The sequence below is a fragment of the Nocardia sp. JCM 38205 genome (assembly GCF_058222935.1).
The window spans coordinates 244,556-267,926 of record NZ_JBYHFL010000004.1; the positions used below are offsets into that span (position 1 = coordinate 244,556).

At 67.6% G+C, this 23,371-nt stretch carries 21 protein-coding genes; 8 read left to right on the forward strand and 13 right to left on the reverse strand.

What is annotated here, in order from left to right:
* Positions 1-71 precede the first annotated feature (71 nt).
* Positions 72-1,004 carry a UbiA family prenyltransferase gene (locus tag AC4HOU_RS16720; RefSeq protein ID WP_195006757.1) on the reverse strand — a complete coding sequence of 311 codons (933 nt, stop codon included), beginning with the start codon at positions 1,002-1,004 and terminating at the stop codon, positions 72-74.
* Positions 1,005-1,196: 192 nt separating this feature from the next.
* Between AC4HOU_RS16720 and AC4HOU_RS16725 the strand changes: the two genes are divergently transcribed.
* From AC4HOU_RS16725 to AC4HOU_RS16755, 7 genes are read left to right on the forward strand one after another with little or no spacing between them, the layout of a single operon-like run.
* Positions 1,197-2,231, forward strand: a complete 1,035-nt coding sequence (locus tag AC4HOU_RS16725; protein WP_194990144.1) for a Gfo/Idh/MocA family oxidoreductase — start codon at positions 1,197-1,199, stop codon at positions 2,229-2,231.
* A gap of 5 nt (positions 2,232-2,236) precedes the next feature.
* Complete coding sequence (locus tag AC4HOU_RS16730) at positions 2,237-3,130, forward strand: sugar phosphate isomerase/epimerase family protein (protein ID WP_194990145.1); 894 nt, start codon at positions 2,237-2,239, stop codon at positions 3,128-3,130.
* Complete coding sequence (locus AC4HOU_RS16735) at positions 3,127-4,437, forward strand: M20/M25/M40 family metallo-hydrolase (protein ID WP_195019893.1); 1,311 nt, start codon at positions 3,127-3,129, stop codon at positions 4,435-4,437. The genes AC4HOU_RS16730 and AC4HOU_RS16735 overlap by 4 nt, the downstream gene beginning before the upstream one ends.
* Positions 4,434-5,564: an Ldh family oxidoreductase gene (locus AC4HOU_RS16740; RefSeq protein ID WP_195019894.1), complete on the forward strand. Its 1,131-nt coding sequence runs from the start codon at positions 4,434-4,436 to the stop codon at positions 5,562-5,564. The genes AC4HOU_RS16735 and AC4HOU_RS16740 overlap by 4 nt, the downstream gene beginning before the upstream one ends.
* A complete protein-coding gene (locus AC4HOU_RS16745) occupies positions 5,561-6,487 on the forward strand; it encodes a Gfo/Idh/MocA family protein (RefSeq protein WP_280498775.1) in 927 nt (308 codons plus the stop codon). The genes AC4HOU_RS16740 and AC4HOU_RS16745 overlap by 4 nt, the downstream gene beginning before the upstream one ends.
* The gene (locus AC4HOU_RS16750) at positions 6,484-6,888 is read left to right on the forward strand and encodes a DUF6917 domain-containing protein (RefSeq protein ID WP_194990148.1); all 405 of its coding nucleotides are present in this window, start codon (positions 6,484-6,486) and stop codon (positions 6,886-6,888) included. Before AC4HOU_RS16745 ends, AC4HOU_RS16750 begins: the two co-directional genes overlap by 4 nt.
* Complete coding sequence (locus AC4HOU_RS16755; protein WP_490724746.1) at positions 6,885-8,135, forward strand: benzoate/H(+) symporter BenE family transporter; 1,251 nt, start codon at positions 6,885-6,887, stop codon at positions 8,133-8,135. Before AC4HOU_RS16750 ends, AC4HOU_RS16755 begins: the two co-directional genes overlap by 4 nt.
* A gap of 38 nt (positions 8,136-8,173) precedes the next feature.
* Here AC4HOU_RS16755 and AC4HOU_RS16760 read toward each other — a convergent pair whose 3' ends face one another.
* The 12 genes from AC4HOU_RS16760 to AC4HOU_RS16815 are packed head-to-tail and all read right to left on the reverse strand — an operon-like array spanning position 8,174 to position 22,265.
* Positions 8,174-8,761, reverse strand: coding sequence for a hypothetical protein (locus AC4HOU_RS16760; protein ID WP_195019896.1), 588 nt, complete (start codon positions 8,759-8,761; stop codon positions 8,174-8,176).
* Positions 8,762-8,764: 3 nt separating this feature from the next.
* A complete protein-coding gene (locus AC4HOU_RS16765; RefSeq protein ID WP_195019897.1) occupies positions 8,765-10,183 on the reverse strand; it encodes a PEP/pyruvate-binding domain-containing protein in 1,419 nt (472 codons plus the stop codon).
* Positions 10,183-11,889 (reverse strand): AMP-binding protein, encoded by a 1,707-nt coding sequence (locus AC4HOU_RS16770; protein ID WP_195019898.1) that lies wholly within the window; start codon positions 11,887-11,889, stop codon positions 10,183-10,185. Before AC4HOU_RS16770 ends, AC4HOU_RS16765 begins: the two co-directional genes overlap by 1 nt.
* Entirely contained in the window at positions 11,886-12,215 is a 330-nt protein-coding gene (locus AC4HOU_RS16775; RefSeq protein WP_194990153.1) for an acyl carrier protein, read from the reverse strand. The genes AC4HOU_RS16770 and AC4HOU_RS16775 overlap by 4 nt, the downstream gene beginning before the upstream one ends.
* A complete protein-coding gene (locus tag AC4HOU_RS16780) occupies positions 12,212-13,720 on the reverse strand; it encodes a PEP-utilizing enzyme (protein ID WP_194990154.1) in 1,509 nt (502 codons plus the stop codon). The genes AC4HOU_RS16775 and AC4HOU_RS16780 overlap by 4 nt, the downstream gene beginning before the upstream one ends.
* The gene (locus AC4HOU_RS16785; protein WP_195019899.1) at positions 13,717-14,718 is read right to left on the reverse strand and encodes an NAD-dependent epimerase/dehydratase family protein; all 1,002 of its coding nucleotides are present in this window, start codon (positions 14,716-14,718) and stop codon (positions 13,717-13,719) included. Before AC4HOU_RS16785 ends, AC4HOU_RS16780 begins: the two co-directional genes overlap by 4 nt.
* Positions 14,715-15,851 carry an SDR family oxidoreductase gene (locus tag AC4HOU_RS16790; RefSeq protein ID WP_194990156.1) on the reverse strand — a complete coding sequence of 379 codons (1,137 nt, stop codon included), beginning with the start codon at positions 15,849-15,851 and terminating at the stop codon, positions 14,715-14,717. The genes AC4HOU_RS16785 and AC4HOU_RS16790 overlap by 4 nt, the downstream gene beginning before the upstream one ends.
* A complete protein-coding gene (locus tag AC4HOU_RS16795) occupies positions 15,848-17,041 on the reverse strand; it encodes an acyl-CoA dehydrogenase family protein (protein WP_195019900.1) in 1,194 nt (397 codons plus the stop codon). Before AC4HOU_RS16795 ends, AC4HOU_RS16790 begins: the two co-directional genes overlap by 4 nt.
* A 41-nt stretch (positions 17,042-17,082) precedes the next feature.
* On the reverse strand, positions 17,083-18,699 hold the full coding sequence (locus AC4HOU_RS16800) for a class I adenylate-forming enzyme family protein (protein ID WP_195019901.1): 1,617 nt from the start codon (positions 18,697-18,699) through the stop codon (positions 17,083-17,085).
* A 16-nt stretch (positions 18,700-18,715) separates the two neighbouring features.
* Positions 18,716-19,993, reverse strand: coding sequence for a nucleotide sugar dehydrogenase (locus AC4HOU_RS16805; protein ID WP_280498776.1), 1,278 nt, complete (start codon positions 19,991-19,993; stop codon positions 18,716-18,718).
* Positions 19,990-21,099: a DegT/DnrJ/EryC1/StrS family aminotransferase gene (locus AC4HOU_RS16810; protein WP_194989793.1), complete on the reverse strand. Its 1,110-nt coding sequence runs from the start codon at positions 21,097-21,099 to the stop codon at positions 19,990-19,992. The genes AC4HOU_RS16805 and AC4HOU_RS16810 overlap by 4 nt, the downstream gene beginning before the upstream one ends.
* Positions 21,096-22,265: a DegT/DnrJ/EryC1/StrS family aminotransferase gene (locus AC4HOU_RS16815; RefSeq protein ID WP_194989792.1), complete on the reverse strand. Its 1,170-nt coding sequence runs from the start codon at positions 22,263-22,265 to the stop codon at positions 21,096-21,098. The genes AC4HOU_RS16810 and AC4HOU_RS16815 overlap by 4 nt, the downstream gene beginning before the upstream one ends.
* A gap of 247 nt (positions 22,266-22,512) precedes the next feature.
* On the opposite strand from AC4HOU_RS16815, the gene AC4HOU_RS16820 reads away from it, so the two are divergent.
* Complete coding sequence (locus AC4HOU_RS16820; RefSeq protein WP_194989791.1) at positions 22,513-23,340, forward strand: SDR family NAD(P)-dependent oxidoreductase; 828 nt, start codon at positions 22,513-22,515, stop codon at positions 23,338-23,340.
* Positions 23,341-23,371 lie beyond the last annotated feature (31 nt).

Consider the following 23,371-nt stretch of genomic DNA (forward strand, 5'->3'; position numbering starts at 1 on the left):
GTCGTCGGCTGCTACCACAATGCGACTATCGCCCATCGGACGTCCTTTCGATTTCGACGAACCCACCCTGATCAATGCTGGGTGATTATATTGAGGACCACCAGTAGGGCGATGCCCAATTCGAGAATCCGCCTGCCCAGCAGGCGAGCCGACAAGGCATCGTCGGCACCGTCTCGGAACTGCTTCACCCGTAGCGCGCCGATCGGGATCAACATCGCCAGATACCACGGCGAAACACCGGCCGCCGCGACGAATCCCACGACAACCACCGGCTCGGCCACCATGAAACCGATCACCATTCGCTCCACGCTGCGCGGTGCGGCTTTGGTGACCATATTGATGCGACCGTTGGCCAGATCCACCTCGCGGTCGTGCAGATTGGAGTACATCGACACCAGCATCTGCCACAGTCCGAGCAGCAACGTCTGCATGATCACCACCGGCTTCATCTCGCCGGTGAACAGCAGATACATCACCGGAACCGGCAGGCTGATCCCACAGAAGAGAACCAGCTCCTGACCGCCGATATGGCTCAGATTCAAGCCGTACGAATATTGCAGGCAGAGCACGACCATCAGGGCCGCGAAAATCACCAACCAGATCGGATGAAATGGCGCGGCAATGAATCCGATCGTCAGCAGAATACCGCCGACAACCGTGCACGACCAGGCGCACCAGAGGGCCTCGCGCAAGGTGAGCTGACCGAGGATCAGCGGTTTGTATTCGGCTTTGCGCTTGAAATTCGGATTGTCCAGATAGTTGCGCGCATCCGAACCGTCCCGGAAACCCGAGATATCGTCGAACGACGCGGTGGCATGGTGCAGCAGATAGTATCCCGCGAACAGTGCCAGCATGCACCACCAGTTGCCGGTGTCACGCAGCACCGCGTACGGCAACAATGACAGCGCGACCAGAAAACACAAGTGCTGATCGAAGAAGTAGATGTTCCCGAGTCTGGCGTAGGCGCCGACCTTCTCCGTGGTGACGACCATCGAACCGGGCATGGTATTTCACCTCCATCAACCGCGGCCCGCGGCGGCTGCGATCGCCACAGCCTGGCAGTTCGCCTCGAATGGCGGCAATGGCAGAAGGTTGCCAGTCGCCAGCAGCATGCCGAATGCGGATGAATGGAGGCAGCAAAGTCATCCCGGCGCGCACGCATTCATCGCACCGCCCAGAAACGAATCGAGAACTCGTTGCGCTCATTCGTGGTCGGCCTCGGACATTCCGGTAGAGATCTGCACCTGCGGGTGCTGGACACCATTCGCCGTCGCCGTCGAGCAGATCCCGCGCTGGCCGAGGTCTTCGACGAGACCACGCCACTGGGCTTCGACCCCGCCGCCACCGTCACCGATGGGGTCGAGCCCGTCGCGTCGCTGGCGGAAGCAGCCGTTCGCTGCGACCCCGCTGCCACGATGGTGCATCTGTGCACGCCGCCGACGGTGCGCGATACGGTGGTCGCGGAGCTGGCAGAGCTGGGATTCGGCAAGTTCCTGATCGAGAAGCCACTCGGCACCGATGTCGCCACCACCGAACGCGTCCGCGCGCTGCGCGATCGATACGGCCTGGATATCGCGGTGGTCGCACCGTGGCTGTTCAGTGAGGTAACCGCGCGCATCAAGGCGATCATGGCCGCGGGCACACTCGGCGAGGTACGGACGGTTTCGATCCGCCAACGCAAACCCCGGCTGCAACTGTCGCTGCGCTCACGCAGCCACACCAATGCCTTCGATGTGGAACCGCCGCACAGTGTGGGCGTGGTGCTGTCCCTGTGCGGCGATGCCACGATGACCTCGGCCTGGATCCGCGACACGCCGCCCATGCGGCACCAGGTCGTGCCGGATATGGGCGGAGCGGGCATGAAGCTGCGCCATACGAATGGCACGGTGACCGATATCGTGTCCGACCTCGACAGCCCGTTCACCGAGCGCCGGATCACGGTGCGGTTCGCCAACGGCACGGTGACCGGCAGCTATCCGATCAACTCGGTCGATCTGGTGGGACGGATATCGGTGCGCGCGGCCGGCGCCGACGGCCTGGCCGCGCCGGCCATCGAAACCTTCGACGACGATGCGATGTTCGCCTGCTTTGTCGACACCTACCGCCGTTTCAGCGGCACCGCGGCCGGTCCGGCGGTCTCGTCCCTCGAACTGAATCAGCGGGTGGTCGCGGTGCTGGCCGAGGCGAAGACCCATTGCCACAACACCCGAGCCCGCGCCGAAGGACGGTGACGCCGATGCGCCCCGAACCCGCTGACCGAACCCAACCGAACCCGCTCGCCGGGATCGGTGACGAAGCCCATGCCGACCTCGGTGAGCAGTTGCGCGCCCTGAACGATCTGGGCTGGCCGGGAATCGAATTGCGCACCATCGACGGCATTGCGCTCGCCGATCTGGACGACGCGCGATTCGAGTCCGTAGCGGACGCGGTCGCCGAGTCCGGGCTCGACGTGGTGTGCCTGGACTCGCGAATCGGCAACTGGGGCCGGTCCATCGCCACCCCGATGGAGCCCGATCTGACGGAGTTGCGCGTGCTGGCCGATCGGGCCGCACGACTCGGCTGCCGGTATGTGCGGGTGATGTCCTATCCGCGGGACGAGACGAGCGCCGACGATGCGCGGTCGCAGGCACACTGGCGGGCCGAGGTGCTGCGGCGGATGCGCCTGCTCGCCACGATCGCGCACGACAGCGCGATCGTGTTGCTGCACGAGAACTGCGCCGGTTGGGCGGGCACGGATCCACGGCGCGCGGTGGATCTCGTCGCCACCGTCGACTCGCCGGCGCTACGGTTGCTGTTCGATACCGGCAACGGTCGCGCCTACGGCTACGACGAGGTCGACTACCTCGCCGAAACAGTCGAATTCGTCGAGCACGTACACGTCAAGGACGCGGTGGGCACGGCGGCGAACACCCGGTATGTGGCACCGGGCCATGGCGAATGCCGCGTCGCCGAGAGCATCGGCCTGCTGCGCGCGCACGGCTACCGCGGCTACTTCTCCATCGAACCGCATCTGTCGCTGCGCCCGCACGAACAACTGACCCAGATCGGCGACAGTAGCGAATTCGTGTCCTACGGTCGCGATTTCGAGCGGTTTCTGGCCGAGCACGCCGCTGCGGGAACGCGCGCATGACCGGCACCTTCACCGAGTCCGATCTGGCCTTGCTGGTCGAACTGCTCGCCATGCCCACCGTAGGTCCGATGGAGGACCCGAACGGACCGCCACCGCGGCTGCGGGCGGCCGGCCGGCGTTATGCGCAGGCGGCTGCGGGCTTCGGTATGCGGGTGCATTCGCACACCGCGCCCGACCCCGCGGTGCTTCAGCGTCCCGACGTGCCGCTGACGGTGCGGGAGTGCGCGGCCGAGCGGGCCGATTTCCTCGACTGTCAGCCGAGCCTGGTGTTGCGGTGGGGCCCAACGGTCCCGGTGGAACGCACGATCATGTTCAACGTTCACCTCGATACGGTCGCCGGAGTCCCCGAACCTCGGGTGGAGGGCGGCCGGGTCATCGGCCGCGGCGCGATCGATGCCAAGGGTCCCGCCGTGGCACTGCTGGCCGGACTTCGATCGGCGCTGTCGGACCTGGACCCGGCCGGCAGCCAGTTCGGGGTACTCGTGCAGGCGGTGGCCGGGGAGGAGGGCGGGGCCATGGGCACCTTCGGCACCCGGCCGCTGCTCGAGGCGGGGCTGTACGGCCGGATCAATGTCTTCTGCGAGCCCACCGGGGGGCGACTGCTGACCCGCAGCACCGCGGCCATGACCGCGCGGATCAGCGTCACCGGCGACGATGCCATCGACGACCGGCCCGGCACCGGACACAACGCGAGCGTGCTCCTCGGCTACCTCGCGCACGCCCTGGCCGAAGCCGCGCCGCGATGGGCCGACGGTGGGCGCGTCTGCGTGGCCGGTTTGCACACCGGCGAGGTGCACAATCGGGTCTACGGCAGCGGCACCCTGCTGCTCAATATCGCCTACGCCGACACGGCCACCGGCAACCGCATCCGATCCGCCCTCGAGCAGCTGTTGCCCGGGCTGCTGGCCGACTTCTCCGCGCGGCACGCCGATTCGGTCCTGCTGGGACGCACCGCGGCCGATGCCGCCGCCATCACCCACCTCACCTGGCTCAAAAGTGGTTTGCCCGCGCTGGATTCGCAGGACAGCCACACACTGCGGATCGCGGCGGGCGCGGCCGAGATCCCGCTGGTCCCGGCGGACGAGCCGGGGTTCACCTGTGATGCCATCTGGCTCGCCGAACAGCCCGACGTGGGCGCGGTGATCTTCGGACCCGGCGATCTCGACGCGAACAACGCCCACGCCGCGGGCGAATTCGCCGAACTGGCCGATCTCGATACCTACGCCGGGCAGATCGGCGGCCTCGTCGGCCGCTTCGCCGCCGCGATCGCCACCGACCCGACCCTGGAGAGGAGCTACACCCGATGACGACATCGGAAACCGACACCGCCACCGCGGTCCGGATCGGCCATGACGAACTGGTCGAGTTCACCGCCGCGGTGTTCACCGCCCGTGGGCTGTCCCCACAGCGCGCCGCGGTAGCCGCCGCGGCGCTCGTCTACGGTGATGCCGCCGGTATGAGCTCGCACGGTCTGGCCAATCTGACCAGGCTGTATCTACCGCTGTTCGACGACGGCCGGGTGGATCCCGCCGGCGAACTCACGATCGTCTCCGACACCACCGCGACCGCGATCATCGACGCGGGCCGCTCGCTCGGGCTGTGGACGGCCGGAGCGGTCCTGGCCGAGGCGGCCGACCGCGCTTCGCGTCATGGCGTCGGTATCTGCTTCGTGCGCAATGCCACCCATTTCGGCTGCGCGGGCTATCACACCGGCGAGTTCGCCAAGCGTGGACTGATCGCGGTGCTGTCGTCCAATTGCGGTGCACAACGGATCACCCGGCCTCCGGGTGGCAGCTACGCCATGCTGGGGACCAATCCGCTCAGTGTGGCCGCACCGGCCGGGCCAGGTGCCGCACCGTTCGTACTGGATATGAGCACGACGTCGGTGCCGACGGGCAAGATCCGCGCCGCCGCTCGACGTGGTGAGCCGATCCCGCCCGGCTGGCTCGTCGATCGCGCGGGAACTCCGGTCACCGATCCCGGTGCGCTCGATCGTGGCGACGGCTTCCCCGTCTGGTTGGGTGGGCAGCCCGAAACCGGTGCGTACAAGGGTTATGGACTGGCGCTGACGGTGGAGATCCTGTCGGCCCTGGTGTCCTCGGCCGGTCTGGGGCCCGCCACCGAAGCGTTCACCGGCACCGGTGGGCCTACCGGTCGCGATGACAACATCGGCTATTTCGCCATGGTGATCGATCCGGCCGTCAGCCGTGGCGACGACGGTTTCGATGCGGCTGCGCACGCCATGTTCGCCGCCCTGCGCGCCTGTGCGCCGGTAGATCAAGCACATCCGGTCTCCTATCCGGGTGTGCGCGAACATGAGCTGTCCGAGGCCGCGCGCATCGATGGCGTAACGGTGTCGACGGCACTGTATGCCGAGCTTCTTGCCGTCGCAGCGGCGGCGGGGCTGGACGCGCCCGAGGCGGTGGTGGAGTGAACGCTCCGCTCCGGATCGGGCTGATCGGACTCGGCGTCATCTCCCGCTACTATCTGGCAGCGTTCGAGCAGGTGCCGGGGGTGGAACTGATCGCGGTGTGCGATGTCCGCGAGGATCGGCTGGCCGCTCGCGCCGGGACCCATCGCCGTTTCGCCGACCACCACACCATGCTGGCCGAGGCCGATCTCGATGCGGTGATCGTGAACGTACCCAACGATATCCACGCTCAGCTGTGCTCCGATGCGATCCGCGCCGGTGTCGCGGTGTGCGTGGAGAAGCCGCTGGCCACCGACCTCGACGATGCCCGTAGGTTGTGCGCCGAGGCGAAGGCGGCACGCGTCACGCTCTTCACCGCCTTCCACCGCAGGTACAACAGCCACTTCCGCGCCCTCGTCGAACGCGGACGCGAGCACGGCGCGGTCCGCGCGGTGCGTGCCCATTACGACGAGCTCATCGAAGATCACATCGGTGACGACAACTGGTATCTCGATATGAGCCGATGCGGGGGTGGCTGCGTCGCCGACAACGGGCCCAACGCGATCGACACCGTCCGCATGTTCCTGCCCGAGCTGTCCTTGACGGGTGCCGATATCCGTCGTGACAGCGCGGGCGTCGACCGATGGGCACGACTGCTGTTCGACGCGCCCGGGGGCGCGAGCGCCGAAGTGCTACTGGATTGGGCCTATCACGGCGGGGAACGCAAGGACGTCGAAGTGACCTACGCCGACGGTACGGTGCTCTACGCCGACGCGCTTGCCGGCGTGGACGAGTTCAAGGGTTCCCTGTGGCATGAATACGCCGGAATCCTCGCCGATTTCGCGGCCAGGGTACGCACCGGCGACGACTACGGTGACGACGGGCTGATCGCGCTGGAACTGGTCACCGCTGCCTACCGGGCGGCCGAGGTGGAGAGGGTGCGATGAATCCGGTCGAAGACGGTGACAAGTGCACGGTGGCCGGCTCGGTGGTGAAGGTGCTGCGGCACCGGCGCGACGATCGTGGGATGGCCGTATCGGAATTCGCCAGCCGCTGCGTGCTTCGCGGCGAGATCCATGAACTGGTGACCACCGATCACGACGACACCGCCATCGGCGCCCGGGTGGACCGGGTCGGATTCCTCGGGTTCACCGAGATCTGCGCGCCCGGTGTGATCGACCGCGGCGACCGAGTACATGTCGACGGAGTAGCGATCGGCGAAGTCCTCGGATTCGACACCTGCCACGTGCCCAACCACTACAACATCCTGATCCGCACCGAAACCCCGCGCACCGGTCCCGAACTGGGGTTGCGTCCGGGTTCCTCGATCACTTTCACCCAGTCGTGACCGCGCGCTCGGTGCACGCTCGCGCGCTGGCCGGGGCACGGGCACTGTGGCGCGATCTGTCGGTATCCGCGGTGGTCGCCGGGTTCATTGCGGTCGCGGTCTCCTATGCCGGTCCGATGGTGGTGGTCCTCGCCGCCGCGTCCGCGGGCGGGTTGTCCGACGCGCAGACAACCTCCTGGGTATGGGCGATCTCGATCGGCAGCGGCACGGTGAGCCTGGTCGCGAGCGCGTGGACCCGGACCCCGATCGTCGCCGCCTGGTCCACCCCCGGTGCCGCGCTGCTCACCACCGCGCTGGCCGAATACGGCTATCCGGCGTGCGTGGCGGCCTTCGTCGTGTCGGCAGTGGCGACGCTGGTGGTGGCGGCGACCGGATGGTTCGGCCTCGTACTCGAACATGTACCGGCACCGGTGCTCTCGGCGGTACTGGCGGGCATCCTGCTGTCGTTCGGACTCGATGTGTTCCGGTCCATGCGTGATGACGTCCTGGTACCGATGCTGGCCCTGGCCGCGTACCTGGTCACCAAGCGGTTCTCGGCCCGCTATGCCGTGATCGCGGCGTCGGTGGCTGCGGTCGCCGCCGCGGTGGCCGCGGGACAGGTGCACGTGCCGACCGGCGTTTGGGGTGCGGCGCATCCGATGGTGACCGTCCCGCAACCGACCGTACCGGCGATCGTCGGGCTCGCCCTGCCCCTGTTCGTGGTCACCATGGCAGCTCAGAACGCGCCAGGACTGGCGGTGCTGCGTGCCTCCGGTTACCGGGTCGACGATCGTAAGGTACTCGGTTGCACGGGTTTCGCCTCATTGGCCTTGGCGCCCTTCGGTGCGCATGCCATCAACCTGGCCGCGATCACCGCCGCGATCTGCGCCGGAGCGCAGGCCCATCCGGATCCGCGGCGCCGCTACATCGCCGGTATCAGCTGTGGTGTCTGGTATCTGGTAATCGGTTCGGTGGGCGCGGCGCTGCTGACGATGTTCTCCGGTCTGCCCGAACCGCTGGTGCTCTCGGTGGCCGGTATCGCGCTGCTCGGCGCACTGCTCACCGGGCTGACCGGCGCCATGGAATGCTCCAGGACCCGGGAGGCGGCATTGCTCGCCCTGCTGGTGACCGCCTCCGGTGTGAGCCTGTTCGGCATCAGCTCCGCGTTCTGGGGCCTGGTCCTCGGAGTGGTGGCCGATCGGGCGCTGAACCGGCGCGACCGGTCCGAGGACAGCGACAACAGCACGGCGGCCCGGCCGTCTCGGTAGAGACTGCCGGGCCGCCGAATCCGATGGCCGCCGGCCGATCAGCCGGCGAACATCCGCAGTTCCCGATGCAGCAGATGCCAGAGCGTGTGGTAGCTGTCGAGCATCGGCGAGGCGACGTAGTCGTGCTGCCCTGACTCGATAGCGGCGACCGCGCCCGCGAAGCGCTGTGGGTACCCGGCCCAGAGCGCGCCCGCCGCGCCGATCTCGCCGAGCAGGCCGGCATGCTCGGCGTGGAAGTCCGCCACCGCGGCCGCACCCGCGTCGCTGCGCTCCCGCTGAAACGCGGTCACCACCTGCTTCAGCACCGGATCGGCCCGCTCGAACCGATCGAGCAGCCGGACCAGCTCCGCGGCCTCGGGCAGCACCCGCTGTCGGAGTTCACCCGTCAGCGCGCGTTCGGCGGTCGCGGTGCCCTCCGGCGTCAGCCCGTGCAGCTGTCCCTTGGGCGTCTGCACCGATCGCATCGATCCGGCGCCGGTGAGCGCGGCCAGTTCGGCATCGATGTCGATACCGTCGAGATCGGCGACCGCGGCGGCGAGCCGGTCACGGTCGAGCCAGCCCGCCACCCGCAGCGCCTGTAGCAGCCGCAATCGCATGAGATCGTCGTCGATTGTTTCGCCGATCATCGTCTAACTCCTTTCGTTGACGGCACCACCGGCCCCGGCCCCGGCCAGCAGGGTTCGCACCTGGTGCTGCCGATCCGACCCCGCCGGTTCGGGTCCGAGCAGATCCGCAGGCCACGGCACCGCGGTGCCCGATTCCACCGGCACCTCGCCCGCCCAGATCCGGCCGGTCGTGCCGCATACCGTCACGGTGGTGTCGGGTGCCAGACCCACCACCGATTGCGATCCGTCGCCGACACCCACCACCGCGGGCACCCCGAGCTCACGGGCCACCACCGCGGCATGGGAGCCGAAACCGCCCTCCATGGTGACGATTCCGGCCGCATTGACCATCCCGACGAAATCCTCCGGTTCGGTCCGCGGACGCAGCAGCACCACCGGCTCGTCCGGATGCGCGAGCACCTGCTCCGACGCGCACACCACGCGGCCCACCGCCACCCCCGGCGACGCGGGCACCCCGGTGGCCAGCAGGGCGGCATGGCCCTCGGCCGCCCGCGCCGTGGAATCGGCACCGAGCGCCTCGGCCGACAGTCGCGTCAGCGCGGTGTCGCGGTCGAGCACCCCGCTCCGCCACGCGTCGATGGCGACATGGGTGTGCGCGGCCGGGGATGCGGTGGCGGCACGCAGCTGTACCAGCCACAACGTGCCCGTTTCGACGACGAACTCCACCTCGACCAGGTGCTTGTGCCAGCGGAACAATTCCCGCACCACGGCATCGAGGTGTGCGTAGGCGCTCGGGCACTGGGCCGCGAGCCGGTCCAACGGCTCGGGTGTCACCTGCCCCGCCACCAGGGCCTCGCCCGTGCTGGCCGGCAGGTACTCCCCGGACAGACCCGGACGTCCGGTGCGCGGATCATGGCTGAAGGCGACGCCGCTACCGGAGAGCGCCCCGGAACCGAACGCCATCACCTGCACCACGACCGCCGGCCCGTTGTCCTCGCCGATGTCATGGGCACGGCGGTACTGCCTGGCCCGCTCGTTGTCCCAGGACGCCCGCACCGCTTCGACGGCGGCCAGCACCTGATCCACCGGATCAACGCCGGGATCCGATCCCACCTGCGCCCGCAGCGCACGCCGGCCCTCGGCCACCAGCGCAGCGGCGGGTTCGTCGCCTGCCAGCAGGACCGAGAGCGCGGGTAGATCGTGCTCCCCCAGCCCTACTGCCAGGATCGTGTCCATCATGCCCGGCATGCTCACCGGCGGGCTGGATCGCACCGCGAACCCGACCGGACGATCGGCGCCCATGAGCGAGTGCGCCCGCGTGCGCAGCTCGCCCAACAGCTCGGACACCTCGTCCCTGGCGACCCCCGCGGCGACGTGTTCGGCGGTGAGCACATCGAACGGCGGCACCGGGTAGCCCCGACCGGCCAGTTCGACAAGGTGGAATCCTTTGTTGCCCAGACTCTTCCGATCGCGCTGCGACATCAACGGCACCCCCACAGCGGCGAATCCGAGCCGACATGTCCCCATTTCGCCGCGACGGCACCGGACTCGATGGCCTCCCACAGCGGAATCCGTTTGGGCTTACCACTGGTGGTCCGCGGAATGGCCAGCGGTGCCACCGTCGCCAACGCGGCACGCTCGGCGGAGATGCCGGAACGGGCCAGCACGGTCAGCGCCTTGGCGGTGCGCTCCTCGGTGAGTCGCTGCTGGAACGCGATCAGCACCGCTGGCGCTGTCTGCGCGCCCAGATCACGCAGCACCACCACGATCTTGTCGTGCGGCATCCCCAATCGTTCGGCGAGCGCGATCTCGAGATCCTCGGCGGTGACGAACTGGCCGTTGACCTTCACCGAATTGCCGAGCCGGCCGAGTACATACACGCGCCCATCGCGGCAGAAACCGAGGTCGCCGGTGGCGTAGCGCCGGGGTTGGCCACCGTCGGCGCCGTCGTTCAGATAGCCGCTGAACAACGCAGGCGATTCGACGACGAGCTCACCGATGTGGTCCTCGCCCAGCGCGTTCCCGTCTTCGTCGGCGACCGAGACCGCAGCACCGGGCAACGGCACCCCGCAGTCGACCACTCGCACGACATCGGCGTCGGCCTGAACCGGTTCCCGCAGTGTCTCGGTGGCCCGCACCCGCACCGGCGCCCCCGCGCGCAGACTGGCGGCATCCACCAGCAGCGCCTGGACCGGCTCGCGGCGAGTGGTCGAGACCGCCAAGGTCGTCTCGGCCATACCGTAACCGGGAGTGATGACATCGGCGCCGAAGCCGAAGGGCTCCAACAGCTCGTACAGCGCCCGCATGGCGCCGAGCGAGATCCGGTCCGAACCGACGATCAGGGTGCGCCAATCGGCGAAGTTCATCCCGGCCAGACTCTTGGCGCTCACCGTCCGCACGATCCGCTCGATAGCGAAGTTCGGTGCGGCCGAATGGTTCACCGCATACTTGCCGAACAGCTCCAACCACAGGCCAGGTCTGCGCACGAACTGTTCCGGGCGCATCAGCCACAGATCCTTACCGTGGCTGACCGGGGTCAGGAAGTTGCCGATCAACCCCATATCGTGGTGCAGCGGCAACCAGGACCCGAACGACTCGGTCTGATGGGCGCCGCGCACATACAGCGCGGCCTTGAGCATATCGATATGGGCGACGATCGAACCCGCACTCAGCCGCACCGCACGCGGAGTACTGGTGGAACCGGAGGTGAACTGGATCAGCGCGGTCTCATCGCCGAGCACCGGATCCATCACGGTGGCAGACCCGGCCGCGACCGGGGCGGTGGCATCGATGCGGGCGGGCGCGGCGACGGCGCCCCACGGGGCCGGTGGCAGCAGCCGCAGAGTCGCGGGCTCCGCGATCACGGCTGCGGGGTCCAGCGCGCACAGCAACGCCCGCACATAGTCGGCGTAGGGTGTGCTGCCGTGCAACCCTGGCGGCGCCACCACGGTCGGCACCGCGCCCATCGCCATCGCGGCGAAGAAGAACCGCACGAACGGCGCACCGGAGGGCAGGAGCAGCGCTACCCGGTCCCCCTTGTGAATTCCGTGCTCACGCAACGTTTCCACAGCACCGAAGGACTCATCGGCCAGCACCGGGTAGGGATGGTGCGCCCATTCGGAACCCTCGCACAACGCCAGCCCGCCATCGGCTACCGGCTCGAGCAACCATTCGGCGACCGACTTCATGCCGCGCCTCTGTTGTCGCCGTCCTCGTCCCGGGACTGCCGGTAGATCCGCTGGATCAATCCGACCAGATCAGCCACCGTCTCCACCGACCCGATCTCGGGGTTGTCGATGAGTTCGATGCCGTAGCGTTCCTCGACCCGGGTCATGGCTTCCATCAACGACAGCGAATCCAGGTTGATGTCCTCGCGGATCGAATCGGTCATCCGCAGGTCCGGGCGGGGACGACCGACACCGAGTTCGTCCTCGATGGCCGACAGCACCACCTGCGGATCCTCCAGCGCCGCATCCTCAGCCGACCGCTGAGCGCGGGATGCGTGCTCACTCATAGGACCTCTCCTTTGTCATCGATGATTGTCACCAGGCCCTTGTCACCGTCGACATGGACGCGTTGACCGGGCTTGATCTCGGTCGCGAGTGGATGGGACACCACTGCCGGAATGCCGATCTCGCGGCAGATGATGGCCACATGGGAATAGCGGCTGCCGCGCGCGGTAACCACCGCCGACACGAACGGCAGCAGCGGCATGATGTTGGCGTCGGCGCTCTCGCACACCAGCACCGCACCGGGCTCCGAAGGGATCTCGTCGAGTCCGATCGCGACCCCGTCGTAGGTGCCCGCCGAGACCCCGCACGGCGTGCGCACCGGCTGATGGGCACCGGGCGCACCGGGGGTGAAGTCCAGGTAGTCGGGCATGTGCAGAGCCAGCGAGTCCTCACACGACTGCCTGCGGGCTTCGATCTCGACCGCGTCGGGCAGGGCGTCGGCACGCAGTTCGGACATCGACAGATACGGCCAATCGTCCTGGCCGACACCGCGCAACCGGGCCAGCCGCGGGATGAACCGGCGGTGGGCGTGCAGCAGCCGCATCGCCAGTGACTTGCTGTGCTCCCGCAGCGCCATGACGTCACCGAGGAACAGCACGGTGGCATCGATACCGCGCCCGCGCCAGGATTCGTGCATGCCGACCAGGGCCTCGCGCGGCGTCAGGTCGACGTGGTCACGTCCGGTCCGCACGGCCGCGCCCATCGGCGGCAGGGTGAAGTCGCACCACGGCGCGGTGGTGTCGGCCACCTCGTAGAAGGGTTGTTTGACGAATTCGGCCGGACCGCCCGCGATCGGCGCCAACTCCACCAGCGGCCCCCAGGGCAGCTCCGCCGGCTCCTTGAGCCAGTTGACCACCGAACTACCGTGTGCGGCCAGCCGATTGATCGCGGTGCGCTGGAGAACATCGGCGGCGATCGAACCGGAGGTGCCGATGATGTGCAGGTGCCAGGCCGATTCGAGCAGGGTATTGCCCACTTCGGCCAGTTCTCCGAGCCGCCAATCGGCACCGGCGTCGAACACGTCCTGGACCAGGTTCTCGAAATCGAACACCCGTTGTTCCAGCTCGATCACCCGCGGGCGCAGATTGACCAGCTCGCGCAGCATGCGCGCGGTGGCGCGATGCCGGGTGATGCGGCCCGGCCGTTTGCCGAGCAGTGCCGCTGGTGGTTCGATCCCCTCGAAATAAGCCGCGGTCACATCCTCGGGGGTCAGCAGGTCGACATGTTCGGCGATATGGCAGTACGCGCTGAGATTGTGGTACGGGCGGCAATGGAAGTAACCGGTGAACACGTAGTGCGATCCGGTGGCCCAGGTCGGAGCCCGCAGGATATCGGAGACGAACCGGCGGGTACCCAGTTCCATCGGCCGCCCGACCAGCGACCACGACATCGGCGAGAGCCGTTCGGGTGCGATCTCGCCGAAGTTGCCCGCGGAATAGACCTGCAATATGGGATGCGGTGCGGTGTCCACCCGGCAGCGGCCACCGGTCGCCATGGATGTCGTCACAGTCGCCCTCCCTCGGCGATGGTCGCGATGGCACGGTCGGGCAGGCACAGCGCGCGTCCGGTCTCGGCCAGATAGTCGGGGGTGGACTCGACCGGCCCTCCGGGGAGCTCATCGAGTATCCGCGGATCGAAGCGGAACAGCGGGCGCGCGTAGTCGGCGACCCCGGATTCGATGCCGAAGCGCCGCGCCAAGCCGCGCTGCATTCCGAGAGCGAACCCGCTGCCCGCCACCAGCTTCGGTGTCACGCCACGGGCGCGGCACAGCTCGGTCAGCACATGGGCGAGAGTGGGCAGGGCCGGATCGAAATAGGTGTAGGTGCGCACCCCCGGCTCTTCCGATGACAGCAACCGCGCCACCACGGTCGAGCTCGCACCGATATCGGTGGCGTACACCGGGTATTCGCCGCGTTCGGCCAAAGCCAGCGGCATACCGCTGAGCAGATGTCCGAGCGCGGCGACCGGTCCGCCGGTGCGCGGAATGAGGTGCGCGGGCGCCGGGCCGAGCAGCGTACCCAGCCGCAGCACACTCACCGGTAGGTTCCGTTCCCGCCGGACCAGCAGTTCGGCGCGGTACTTGGCGTATTCGTACCAGTTGCGGAAGGTCTGTCCGCGCGACAGATCCCGGTTGGTGATCAGTCCGCTCGCCCGCCCGAGTGCCAGCACACTCGACACATGCACCAGCCGGCGCAATCCGGTGCATTCGCCGGCGAATTCGAGGACCGTCCGGGTGCCGTTGACGTGCAGGTTCACCATCTCGGTTGGCTCGGAGGACATCCCGACCGAACCGACACAGGACACGATCGCATCGACCTGAGCCAGCTGACCGCGCACCGCCGGCGAGAGCCCGAACCCCGGGACGCAGACATCACCGGCCACACCGATGCCTGCCAGCGCCGAACCCGACCGGCTCAGCTCCACCAGTTCATGACCCTGTTCGGCCAGCCGACCGACCACCGCGTGGCCGAGGTAACCGCTGGCCCCGATGACCAGTACCTTCATGCGAACCTCCCCAGCGGCAGATCGGCGAAATCGTCGGCAGGGCGGGCATAGTCGAGTCCGAACGCCACATCCAGCACCGTCTCGGCCGTCGTCTCGGGCACCCAGCCGCCGGTCAACGCGTGCAGGCGCGAACGTTCGAAGACCCGATCGATCGAGACATAACGCAGTCCGAAGAGCCGGTTGCCCATTTCCCGGCTCCACCGCGCGTATTTCAAGGCCACGTTCTCTGTCAGCCGTTGCGCGCGCGGCGAGACGGTCACCAGTCGCGGTGGCTGATAGCGCCCAGCCGTGTCCTTGGAGCGCAGCAGCGTCATCAGTGCCTCCAGGGTGGGCGCATAGTCGCCCGCGCACAGGTGCACCAACGCGCCACCGCGCCAGCTGTCGTGGTCGGTGCGGGCGCCGTGGTCGAGTAGGCGCACCAAACCCTCACCGACGACATCGCGCGGCAGGATGTCCACCCGCGCCCCGCGCTGCACCGGCAGCACCGGCATCTGCCCACGCGACAGCGGCGTCACCAGCTGATACAGCGAGCTGTACCGGGTGGTCGAGCGACTGCGCGAACTGCCGATCACGCCACCGATGCGCGCGATCAGCACCGGGTGCCCGGTTTTGGCGGCGGTACGCAGCAGATGCCGTTCGGCGAACCATTTGCTCAGCTCGTAAGGCGTCCGGTCGGGATGCGGATCGTGCTGCTGCTCGGCGATGCGACCGCCCATGGTGCCGGCGACATAGGCGGTACTGGTGTAGAGGTAGGGCACCGGTCGGCCGTGCCGCTGCGAAAGCCGCTGTGCCAGTTCGAGTCCGGTCACCGCACCCAGATAGTTGATGCGGTCCATCTCGGCCTGTGAGGCGGTCCAGTCGACGACACCCGCCAGATTCACCACGGCACCGATCGCATCGAGGCGATCGACCTGCGCATCGTCGAGGCCCCATGACGGTGCGGTGACGTCACCGATCAGCTGGTCGATCCGGTCACCCGCTCCGGGTGCGCCCGCCAGGTTGTTGCGCAACCGGCGGCGCACCAGCGCCGTCGGTGTGAACGGTGACTGCGACCCCAGCACCTCTTCGGCGAATCCCTGCCCCACCTGGCCGCTGAGGCCGGCCACCAGGATCGTCGGCCGCGCCGCGCTCATGTGGTGATCCGGATCAGTCGGTCGTACATCTGCGGCAGACCGGTCAGCGTGTCGCTGACGATGGCCAGCATCATCTCGTCGGTGCCCGCCCCGATCCGGGCCACCCGGATGTCGTTCCAGAACTGCCCGAACGGCGTTTCACCGGTGAGATAGCCCGGACCGCCGAAGGTTTGCATCGCCTCGCTGATCAGGCGCTCACCTGCGCGAGCGGCCTGGAGTTTCAACCCGGCGATACGCGAGATCAGCGCGCGGTCCAGCGGCCCGGCCATCACCTGGCGGGCCACCTCGTCCACCGCGCACTTGAGGACATCCGCCTCGGCCTGCAACTCGGCCAGCCGGAAGGCCAGATACTGGTGATCACGCAGCCGCTTGCCGAATTGGGTGCGCCGTTCGCTGTGCTCGACGGCCAGCCCGATAGCGGCGGCACAACCACCAGCCACCTGCGCCGCGATCGCCAAACGCTCGAACGACAAACCATAGTTCAGGTTCAGCACACCGAGACCCGCCCGGCCGAGCAGCGCGTTCCGTGGCACCTCGACTCGGTGGAACTCCACCGCGACGGTGTCGAGTGCGTGGGTGCCCAGTTTGTCGTGCTCTCGAATCCGGGTGGCCTGCGCCAGCGGCACCACGATGGTGGCATGCCGATCGGTCGGCGTGCCGTCGGCATCGGTCATCCGGCACAGCACCACCGCGAAATCGGCAACCGCGCCGAGGGATACGTACTTCTTGGCGCCGTCGATCACCCAGCCCGATGAGGTGGGTCGTGCCGTCGTGCACACCGCCGACAGGTCGCTACCGCCACGTGGTTCGCTGGCCGCCACCGCACCGACCATCCGGCCGTCCACGGCATCCTCGCGCAACTGGTTCAGGTAGTCCGAATCACCGGCGAAGCGGTGCAGCATCGACAACACGGTCTCGGTGTGCAGCGATACCCCGATCGCGATGCCCGCGGGCGCACGCGAACTCAATGCGTCACCGAGGGCGACACCGTAGGCGACATCGCCGGCCGGATTGTCGCCGACAGCCCAACGCCGCCGCAGCACCCCCTGTTCGGCGAGCCCGGTCAGTACCTGGCGCGGGAATCGGCGTGCGGCGAAGGCGTTCTCGACGCCGTCCATCACCTTCTCCACCACTGGTCCGAGCTCCGCTGCCGCGGGCCCCTGCTGTGTCCTCGTCGGACCTGCCGTCACGTCGCACTCCTTCGTATTTCTTCCCACCGGTCGCCGGCCGATCACGTCCACCGACCGGTGCCATAGGTCTCGTCGGTGCCGAGCACCGACGCCCGCAGCGCATGGCGGCGCACCTTCCAGGTGGCGGTGCGGGGCAGCTCGGCCCAGGGCAGCACCACGGGCTGGTCCAGCGGTGGCAGGTCACGCACGGCGTCGGCCCACTCCGCGGCGTCGAGTTCGCGGTCCAGGCACAGCACCGGCAGCGGCAGCCGACCCGGCACCCCGAGGACGGTGACTTCGGTGGCGTGCCGGAGCCGGTCGAGCAGCGTGCTCTCCAGCTCGAGCGCGCTCATCCCCGGGATCACATCGACCTCGCGATCGACCAGCCGGATCCGGCCCAGCCAGTCGCGATAGCCGACATCGCCGGTGTTGAACCACATTCCGTTCCGCTTGCGGTCGTGGCGGTCGTTCTCACCGAGGTAGTCCAGGCATCGGCCCTTGGTACTGGCCAGCATCAAGCCCTGGCGGGCGCGCCCGATACCGCGCCGCTGACCGGTCTCCTGGTCGACGATGCGCACCCTGGCCACCGTGGGCACCGTCCAGCCGACATCGTTGGTGACCGGCACTCCCGTGCGGCGCAACCGCCGCCGAGTGAAGATCGCGCTCGAGATCGGACCGCATTCGCTTTGTCCCCACGATGCCACCCACAGCGGCAGCCTGCGCCTGGACGCGTTCAAGAACGCGCGCACCGTCGGCGGATGCACCATATCGAAGGTGGAGATGTAGAGCCGGACCTGCGAGAGCTCCTCGGCATGGGTGTCGGTCAGCGATCGCCAGCGCTGGAAGACATTGGGGCAGGCCTCCACACTCGTCGGGCGGTGGGTGCGCAACACCTCTCCCACCCGATCGGGGTCGTTGTCGGCGACCAGCACCAGTTTGGCGGGAGCGAACCGGGCCTGCGCGACCATCCAGGTCACCGCCCGCCAGTGCGCGAACGAAATCGACGACAGCACGGTGTCTTTGCGCTTGCTCACCACGAACGGCAGCCGCAGCAACTCCAGCCTGCTGGCCTCGACCAGGGTCCGGGCGGACTGGACCACGATCTTGGGCACGCCGGTGGTGCCCGAGGTGTGGGTCATCATCATCGGCACGTCGTGCTCGATGGAGTGCACCGGTGCCGGTGCGGCGCCGCGGACATCGTCGAGCGCGATGGCGCCGACGGGCCACTCGGTGCGATCCACAGGCGTGCCGGGTGAGTCCAGCACGACGGTGCGCACTCCGGCCAGCAGATCCGAACCGGCCTTCAGGATCCGGGACACGACATCGGTCGAGGTCACCACCAGCGCGGGTTGCAGCCGGGCCAGCAGGGCACGCAAGGCGTCGGGGCCGTTGGCGGCGGCGATCTGAGCGGGCACGGCGCCCATGCGGATGGCGGCCGCCGAGGTCAGCAGGATGTCGAAGTGATTGTCCTGGATCACCGCCACACGATCGCCGGGACGCACCCCGGCAGCCGCGATCCACCCGCTGGTCTGGGCCACCAGATCGGCGAGAGCCGCCGTGCTGTAGAGGATTCCCCGATCGGGAGCGATCGCGAACGGGCGGTCCAGATGGAATTGCGACGCAACGGGTTGTTCCGCCATCCGGTCGAACAGCAGGCCGAAATTGATCGGTCGTGCCATGGTGTACCCCTGTCTGTCAGAGCGTCTCGACGCCGGCTCGGCCGGGTAGCCGGCGGCGAGTGTCGAACACGTAGCGGGCGTGTTCGGCGACGAAGTCGTAGTCGAGGTGGTTGTGGTCGGCGAGCACGACCACGACATCGGCCGCGGCGAGCTCGGCCTCGGTCAGTTCGGCCGGCGTCAGGCCGGCGGGCTCGGGCTTCTCCCCCACGAGTTCGTCGACATAGGACACCTGGGCCCCCGCTTGAACCAGCAACTCGCATACCGCGACCGCGGGAGATTCGCGGATATCGGCGATATCGGGTTTGTAGGACAGCCCGAGCACGAGCACACGGGCTCCGAGCAGGGCCCCGCCACGCCGGGCGAGCCCCTCGGCGATGCGCTCGACCACATAAGCGGGCATCGAATCGTTGATCGACTGCGCCAGTTCGACGATCCGGAACGGATGGCCGGTGTCCTGCTGCACTTTCCACGCGAGGTACATCGGATCGATCGGCAAGCAATGACCGCCGACGCCTGGACCGGGTGAGAACCGCATGAATCCGAACGGCTTGGTACCCGCGATGTCGAGCGCTTCCCAAGCATCGATGCCCAGCCTGCGCGCATGCATCGTCAGCTCGTTGACCAGCGCGATATTGACCTGCCGGAAGGTGTTCTCGAACACCTTGGCCAGCTCGGCCACCCGCGGATTACTCGCCTCGACGGTGTGCTCGAGGAAGATCTCGTAAAATTCGCGCACCCGCGCCAGCGACTCGGGGGATGTCGCCGAGACCACCTTCGGCGTGGTTTCCAGCGTCCAGTGGGCGTTGCCGGGATCGATACGCTCGGGGCTGAACCCCAGATCGAAGTCCTCGCCGGGCCGCAAACCGGACTCCGCGGCCAGAATGGGGGCCACCACCTCCTCGGTGGTGCCGGGGAAGCTGGTCGATTCCAGGATCACCAGGCAACCCGGCCGCAATCTGCGACCGAGATCGGCGGCAGCCATGCGCACCCAGGTCAGATCCGGGGTATGCGCGGCGTCGAGCGGGGTCGGCGCCGTGACCACCGCGATATCGAACCCATCGGCATCGGACGGGTCGCAGGTCGGCACATAGGTGCCGGCAGCCAATACCGCGGCAAGCCGTTCGGAGCTGATATCGGCGATATGCGATCGGCCCCGGATCAGTGCGGCCACCCGCTCCTGGTCGATATCGAGTCCGATGACGCGTCTGCCATTCTCGGCCACCGCCACCGCGAGCGGCAAGCCGACATAGCCTTGGCCGACCACCACGATCTTGTCCATCGACGCCGCGCTCACGAGACGAACTCGCAGACGGTGTCGGCGATGTATTCGACCTGGGTGTCACTCAGATGCGGCCAGATCGGTATCGCCAGATTGGTGCTGCTGGCATGACGTGAATGCGGCAGCGGGTATTCGGGGGCGAAGGCCTCGAAGGCCGGCTGCTCCGGCAGCGGCACCGGATAGTAGACGTGGCTGCCGATATCCCGAGAGGTCAACCAGGCACGAAGATCCTCACGGCGTCGCACCTGGAGCGAATACACGTAGTAGCAGCGGCCGTCACGCCCCGGCGGCGGCGCCTGGATACCGTGCTCGGCCAGCCCCGCGAAACGCTCGGTGTAGTAGTCGGCGATGCGGGCGCGGCGTTCCAAGCGCGCCGCGAAGCCATCCCATCGGGCCAGCTGGAACGACGCCACCAGCTCGTCGAGACGCTTGTTCTGCCCCACCACATGGTGCATGAACCTGGTCACCCCGTCCTGGCCATGGTTGCGATGCATGCGCACCGCGGCGGCGAGATCGGCGTCATCGGTCAACACGATTCCGCCCTCACCGATCGTTCCCATCGCCTTGACCTGGAAGAACGAGAAGACACCGAGTTCACCCCAACGCCCGGCGGGTACCTCACCGAGCACCGCGCCCTGCGCGACGGCGGCATCCTCGATCAGCGCCAGCCCGTGCCGGTCGGCGATCTCCCGGTATCTCGGCATATCGGCCATGATGGAAAACAGATGCGCCGGCATCAGCGCCTTGGTGCGTTCGGTGATCGCGGCCTCGGCCGCATCGGGATCCATCACCATCGTCCACGGATCGACGTCGACGAAGATCGGCACCGCCCCGGCATTGACAACCGAGCTGGCCACCGGCTGGCAGCAGAACGCGGGCACGATGACCTCATCGCCCGGCCCGATCCCGAGGGCGGCCACACACAGCTCCAGCCCTCCGGTCCCGCTGCTGCACGCCACCGCATGGCGGGCCCCGGTCTCCGCGACGACCTTGGCCTCGAGTTCGGCCACCCGTGCGCCGAGGATGAACTTCTGCTCCGCGCTGGTGCCGAGTTCATGCAGTAGCTCATGCAGAGTCGCGCGATCTTCTTCGAAAAGATCGGGCGGAAAGAACGGGATCATCGAGCACCTCGGTAGAAATCGGCGATCGCCGTGCACACGGCATCGATATCGGTTTCGGTGAGATCCGGGTAGAACGGCAGCGCCACGGTGCGCGTCGCCGCGGCCTCCGCCCGCGGCAGGCTGCCGATCGGGTGGCGCTCGCCGCGGAAGCAGGGCTGATGATGCAGTGGCCGCGGATAGTAGATTTCGGTGCCGATGCCACGCTCGGTCAGGAATGCGACGAGTTCGTCGCGCTGCTCCACTTCGATCAGATACACGTAGAAGACGCCCTCGACCGCGACCGCGCGTTCGACCGTCCGGGGTGTCCGCACGATGCCCGGGATATCACGCAAACGTTCGGTGTAGGTGGCGGCCAGCTCCGCGCGGCGCGCGATATCGCTATCGAGCACCGTGAGTTTCGCCAGCAGAATCGCGGCCTGGATGTCATCCATTTTGCTGTTGGTGCCCGAGGCGCCCGACAGATTGGAGATACCCGCGATGTGGTCGACGGTGCGACCCATCCGCCCGTGGTGACGCAGCGTATCCGCTCTCGCCGCAATGGAATCGTCATCGGTGATCACCATCCCGGCATCACCGAGCGCGCCGAGAGTCTTGGTGGGAAAGAAGGAGAGCACACCACCGCGGCCGAGCAATCCGGCGTGCCTGCCGTCCCAGCGCATGCCGATGGCTTCGGCGCTGTCCTCGATCAGGTCGATGCCGTGCGCGGCGGCCAGTGCGCCGAGTGCGCCGAGGTCGGCGAGCTGGTGGAACAGGTGCACCGGCATGATCGCGCGGGTGCGTTCGGTCACCGCGGCCGCCGCCGAGTCGGGACACAGGGCGTAGTCGCCGTCCTCGGTGATGTCGGCGAACACCGGAACGGCACCGGTCAGCGCGACCGACGATGCGGTGGCGAAAAAGGTGAACGCGGGCACGATCACCTCATCGCCCGGACCGATACCCAGCGAACGCAACAGCAGAACGAGCGCATCGGTACCGCTGTTGACCGCGATCGCGTGCCGCGCACCGGTGTAACCCGCGATCGCGTGTTCCAGCTGCGCTACCTGACGCCCGTGTGAATACTTACCGCGATCGAATACCGCATCGACGTTCTTGCGAATCTCGGGCCATTGCCCGGTGAACGACTCGGCCTGCGAGAAAAAGGGCACAGAATGCCGGGTCGGGATCATGCCTCGGCTCTTTCGACGATTAACAGGGCAGAAACACCCGATTCGCTTCGAGTTTCCATGAATTTCCTCCCCGTGCAAGATTCTCAGCGGTGATATCGCGCCCGAATATGCCGTTCGGCAGCGGATTACGCGTCACCGGCACACTATGTGCCACATCACATCCGATGCCACTGGCAATAACCTGCCATGAGCGTTGTCACCTGCTAATCAGCAAACGCCCGGCGCTGCCTGTGGTTCGATCACGCACATGAAGACCCCCCGTCTGCTGCTGCACTCCAGGTTCCGTACCTCGCGGCGGTACCCGTCCGGATGGCTGGCCGGCAAACGTGTCCTGATCACCGGCGCGTCGTCGGGAATCGGGGCGGCGACGGCCCGGCTGCTCGGCGCCGGTGGCGCACACGTTCTGCTGGTCGCCCGGCGGGAACACGAGATCGCCGAACTGGCCGACCAGATCACTGCGGCGGGTGGTTCGGCAGCGTATGCCGTCGCCGATCTCACCGTCCCCGAGCAGGTGGACAAGGTGATCGCCTGGGTAGCAGACACTTTCGGACATGTCGATGTGCTGATCAACAATGCCGGCCGATCCATCCGCAGGCCGGTCCTGGACGCGGTGGACCGGTTCCACGACTATGAGCGCACGATGGCGATCAACTACTTCGCCGCGGTCCGCCTGACGCTCGGCCTCCTGCCTGCCATGCGCACGCAGGGGTCGGGTCAGGTCGTCAATGTGGGTACGTGGGGCGTCGGATTCGAGACCTCACCATACTTTTCGGCATACCTGGCCTCGAAGACGGCATTGGTGACCTTCGGACGCTGTCTCGATGCCGAGCTCTCCCGGGACGGCATCCGCGTCAGCGCGGTCAACTTCCCCTCCGTGCGTACCGCAATGCTCGCCCCGACCGGCAAATACGCTGCCCAGCATGCGCTGACCCCGGAGGAGGCGGCGCGCTGGATCGCCGTCGCGATCCGCAAGCAACCGGTCCGCATCGAGCCATGGGCGGTGCACGGGGTCCGACTGGTCGGCTTGTTTTCACCCCGAACGGCAGCACGCCTGCTGGTGGCATCGGGTATTTGAGGAAAGGAGTCCTATAAATCACGTCGAGCGA

What these genes read in the sequence shown, in the direction of transcription:
- AC4HOU_RS16720 (WP_195006757.1), bottom strand. Translation starts at nt 1,004, where the DNA reads ATGCCCGGTTCGATGGTCGTCACCACGGAGAAGGTCGGCGCCTACGCC.
- AC4HOU_RS16730 (WP_194990145.1), top strand. Translation starts at nt 2,237, where the DNA reads ATGCGCCCCGAACCCGCTGACCGAACCCAACCGAACCCGCTCGCCGGG.
- AC4HOU_RS16735 (WP_195019893.1), top strand. Translation starts at nt 3,127, where the DNA reads ATGACCGGCACCTTCACCGAGTCCGATCTGGCCTTGCTGGTCGAACTG.
- AC4HOU_RS16740 (WP_195019894.1), top strand. Translation starts at nt 4,434, where the DNA reads ATGACGACATCGGAAACCGACACCGCCACCGCGGTCCGGATCGGCCAT.
- AC4HOU_RS16750 (WP_194990148.1), top strand. Translation starts at nt 6,484, where the DNA reads ATGAATCCGGTCGAAGACGGTGACAAGTGCACGGTGGCCGGCTCGGTG.
- AC4HOU_RS16760 (WP_195019896.1), bottom strand. Translation starts at nt 8,761, where the DNA reads ATGATCGGCGAAACAATCGACGACGATCTCATGCGATTGCGGCTGCTA.
- AC4HOU_RS16765 (WP_195019897.1), bottom strand. Translation starts at nt 10,183, where the DNA reads ATGTCGCAGCGCGATCGGAAGAGTCTGGGCAACAAAGGATTCCACCTT.
- AC4HOU_RS16770 (WP_195019898.1), bottom strand. Translation starts at nt 11,889, where the DNA reads ATGAAGTCGGTCGCCGAATGGTTGCTCGAGCCGGTAGCCGATGGCGGG.
- AC4HOU_RS16775 (WP_194990153.1), bottom strand. Translation starts at nt 12,215, where the DNA reads ATGAGTGAGCACGCATCCCGCGCTCAGCGGTCGGCTGAGGATGCGGCG.
- AC4HOU_RS16785 (WP_195019899.1), bottom strand. Translation starts at nt 14,718, where the DNA reads ATGAAGGTACTGGTCATCGGGGCCAGCGGTTACCTCGGCCACGCGGTG.
- AC4HOU_RS16790 (WP_194990156.1), bottom strand. Translation starts at nt 15,851, where the DNA reads ATGAGCGCGGCGCGGCCGACGATCCTGGTGGCCGGCCTCAGCGGCCAG.
- AC4HOU_RS16800 (WP_195019901.1), bottom strand. Translation starts at nt 18,699, where the DNA reads ATGGCACGACCGATCAATTTCGGCCTGCTGTTCGACCGGATGGCGGAA.
- AC4HOU_RS16810 (WP_194989793.1), bottom strand. Translation starts at nt 21,099, where the DNA reads ATGATCCCGTTCTTTCCGCCCGATCTTTTCGAAGAAGATCGCGCGACT.
- AC4HOU_RS16815 (WP_194989792.1), bottom strand. Translation starts at nt 22,265, where the DNA reads ATGATCCCGACCCGGCATTCTGTGCCCTTTTTCTCGCAGGCCGAGTCG.
- AC4HOU_RS16820 (WP_194989791.1), top strand. Translation starts at nt 22,513, where the DNA reads ATGAAGACCCCCCGTCTGCTGCTGCACTCCAGGTTCCGTACCTCGCGG.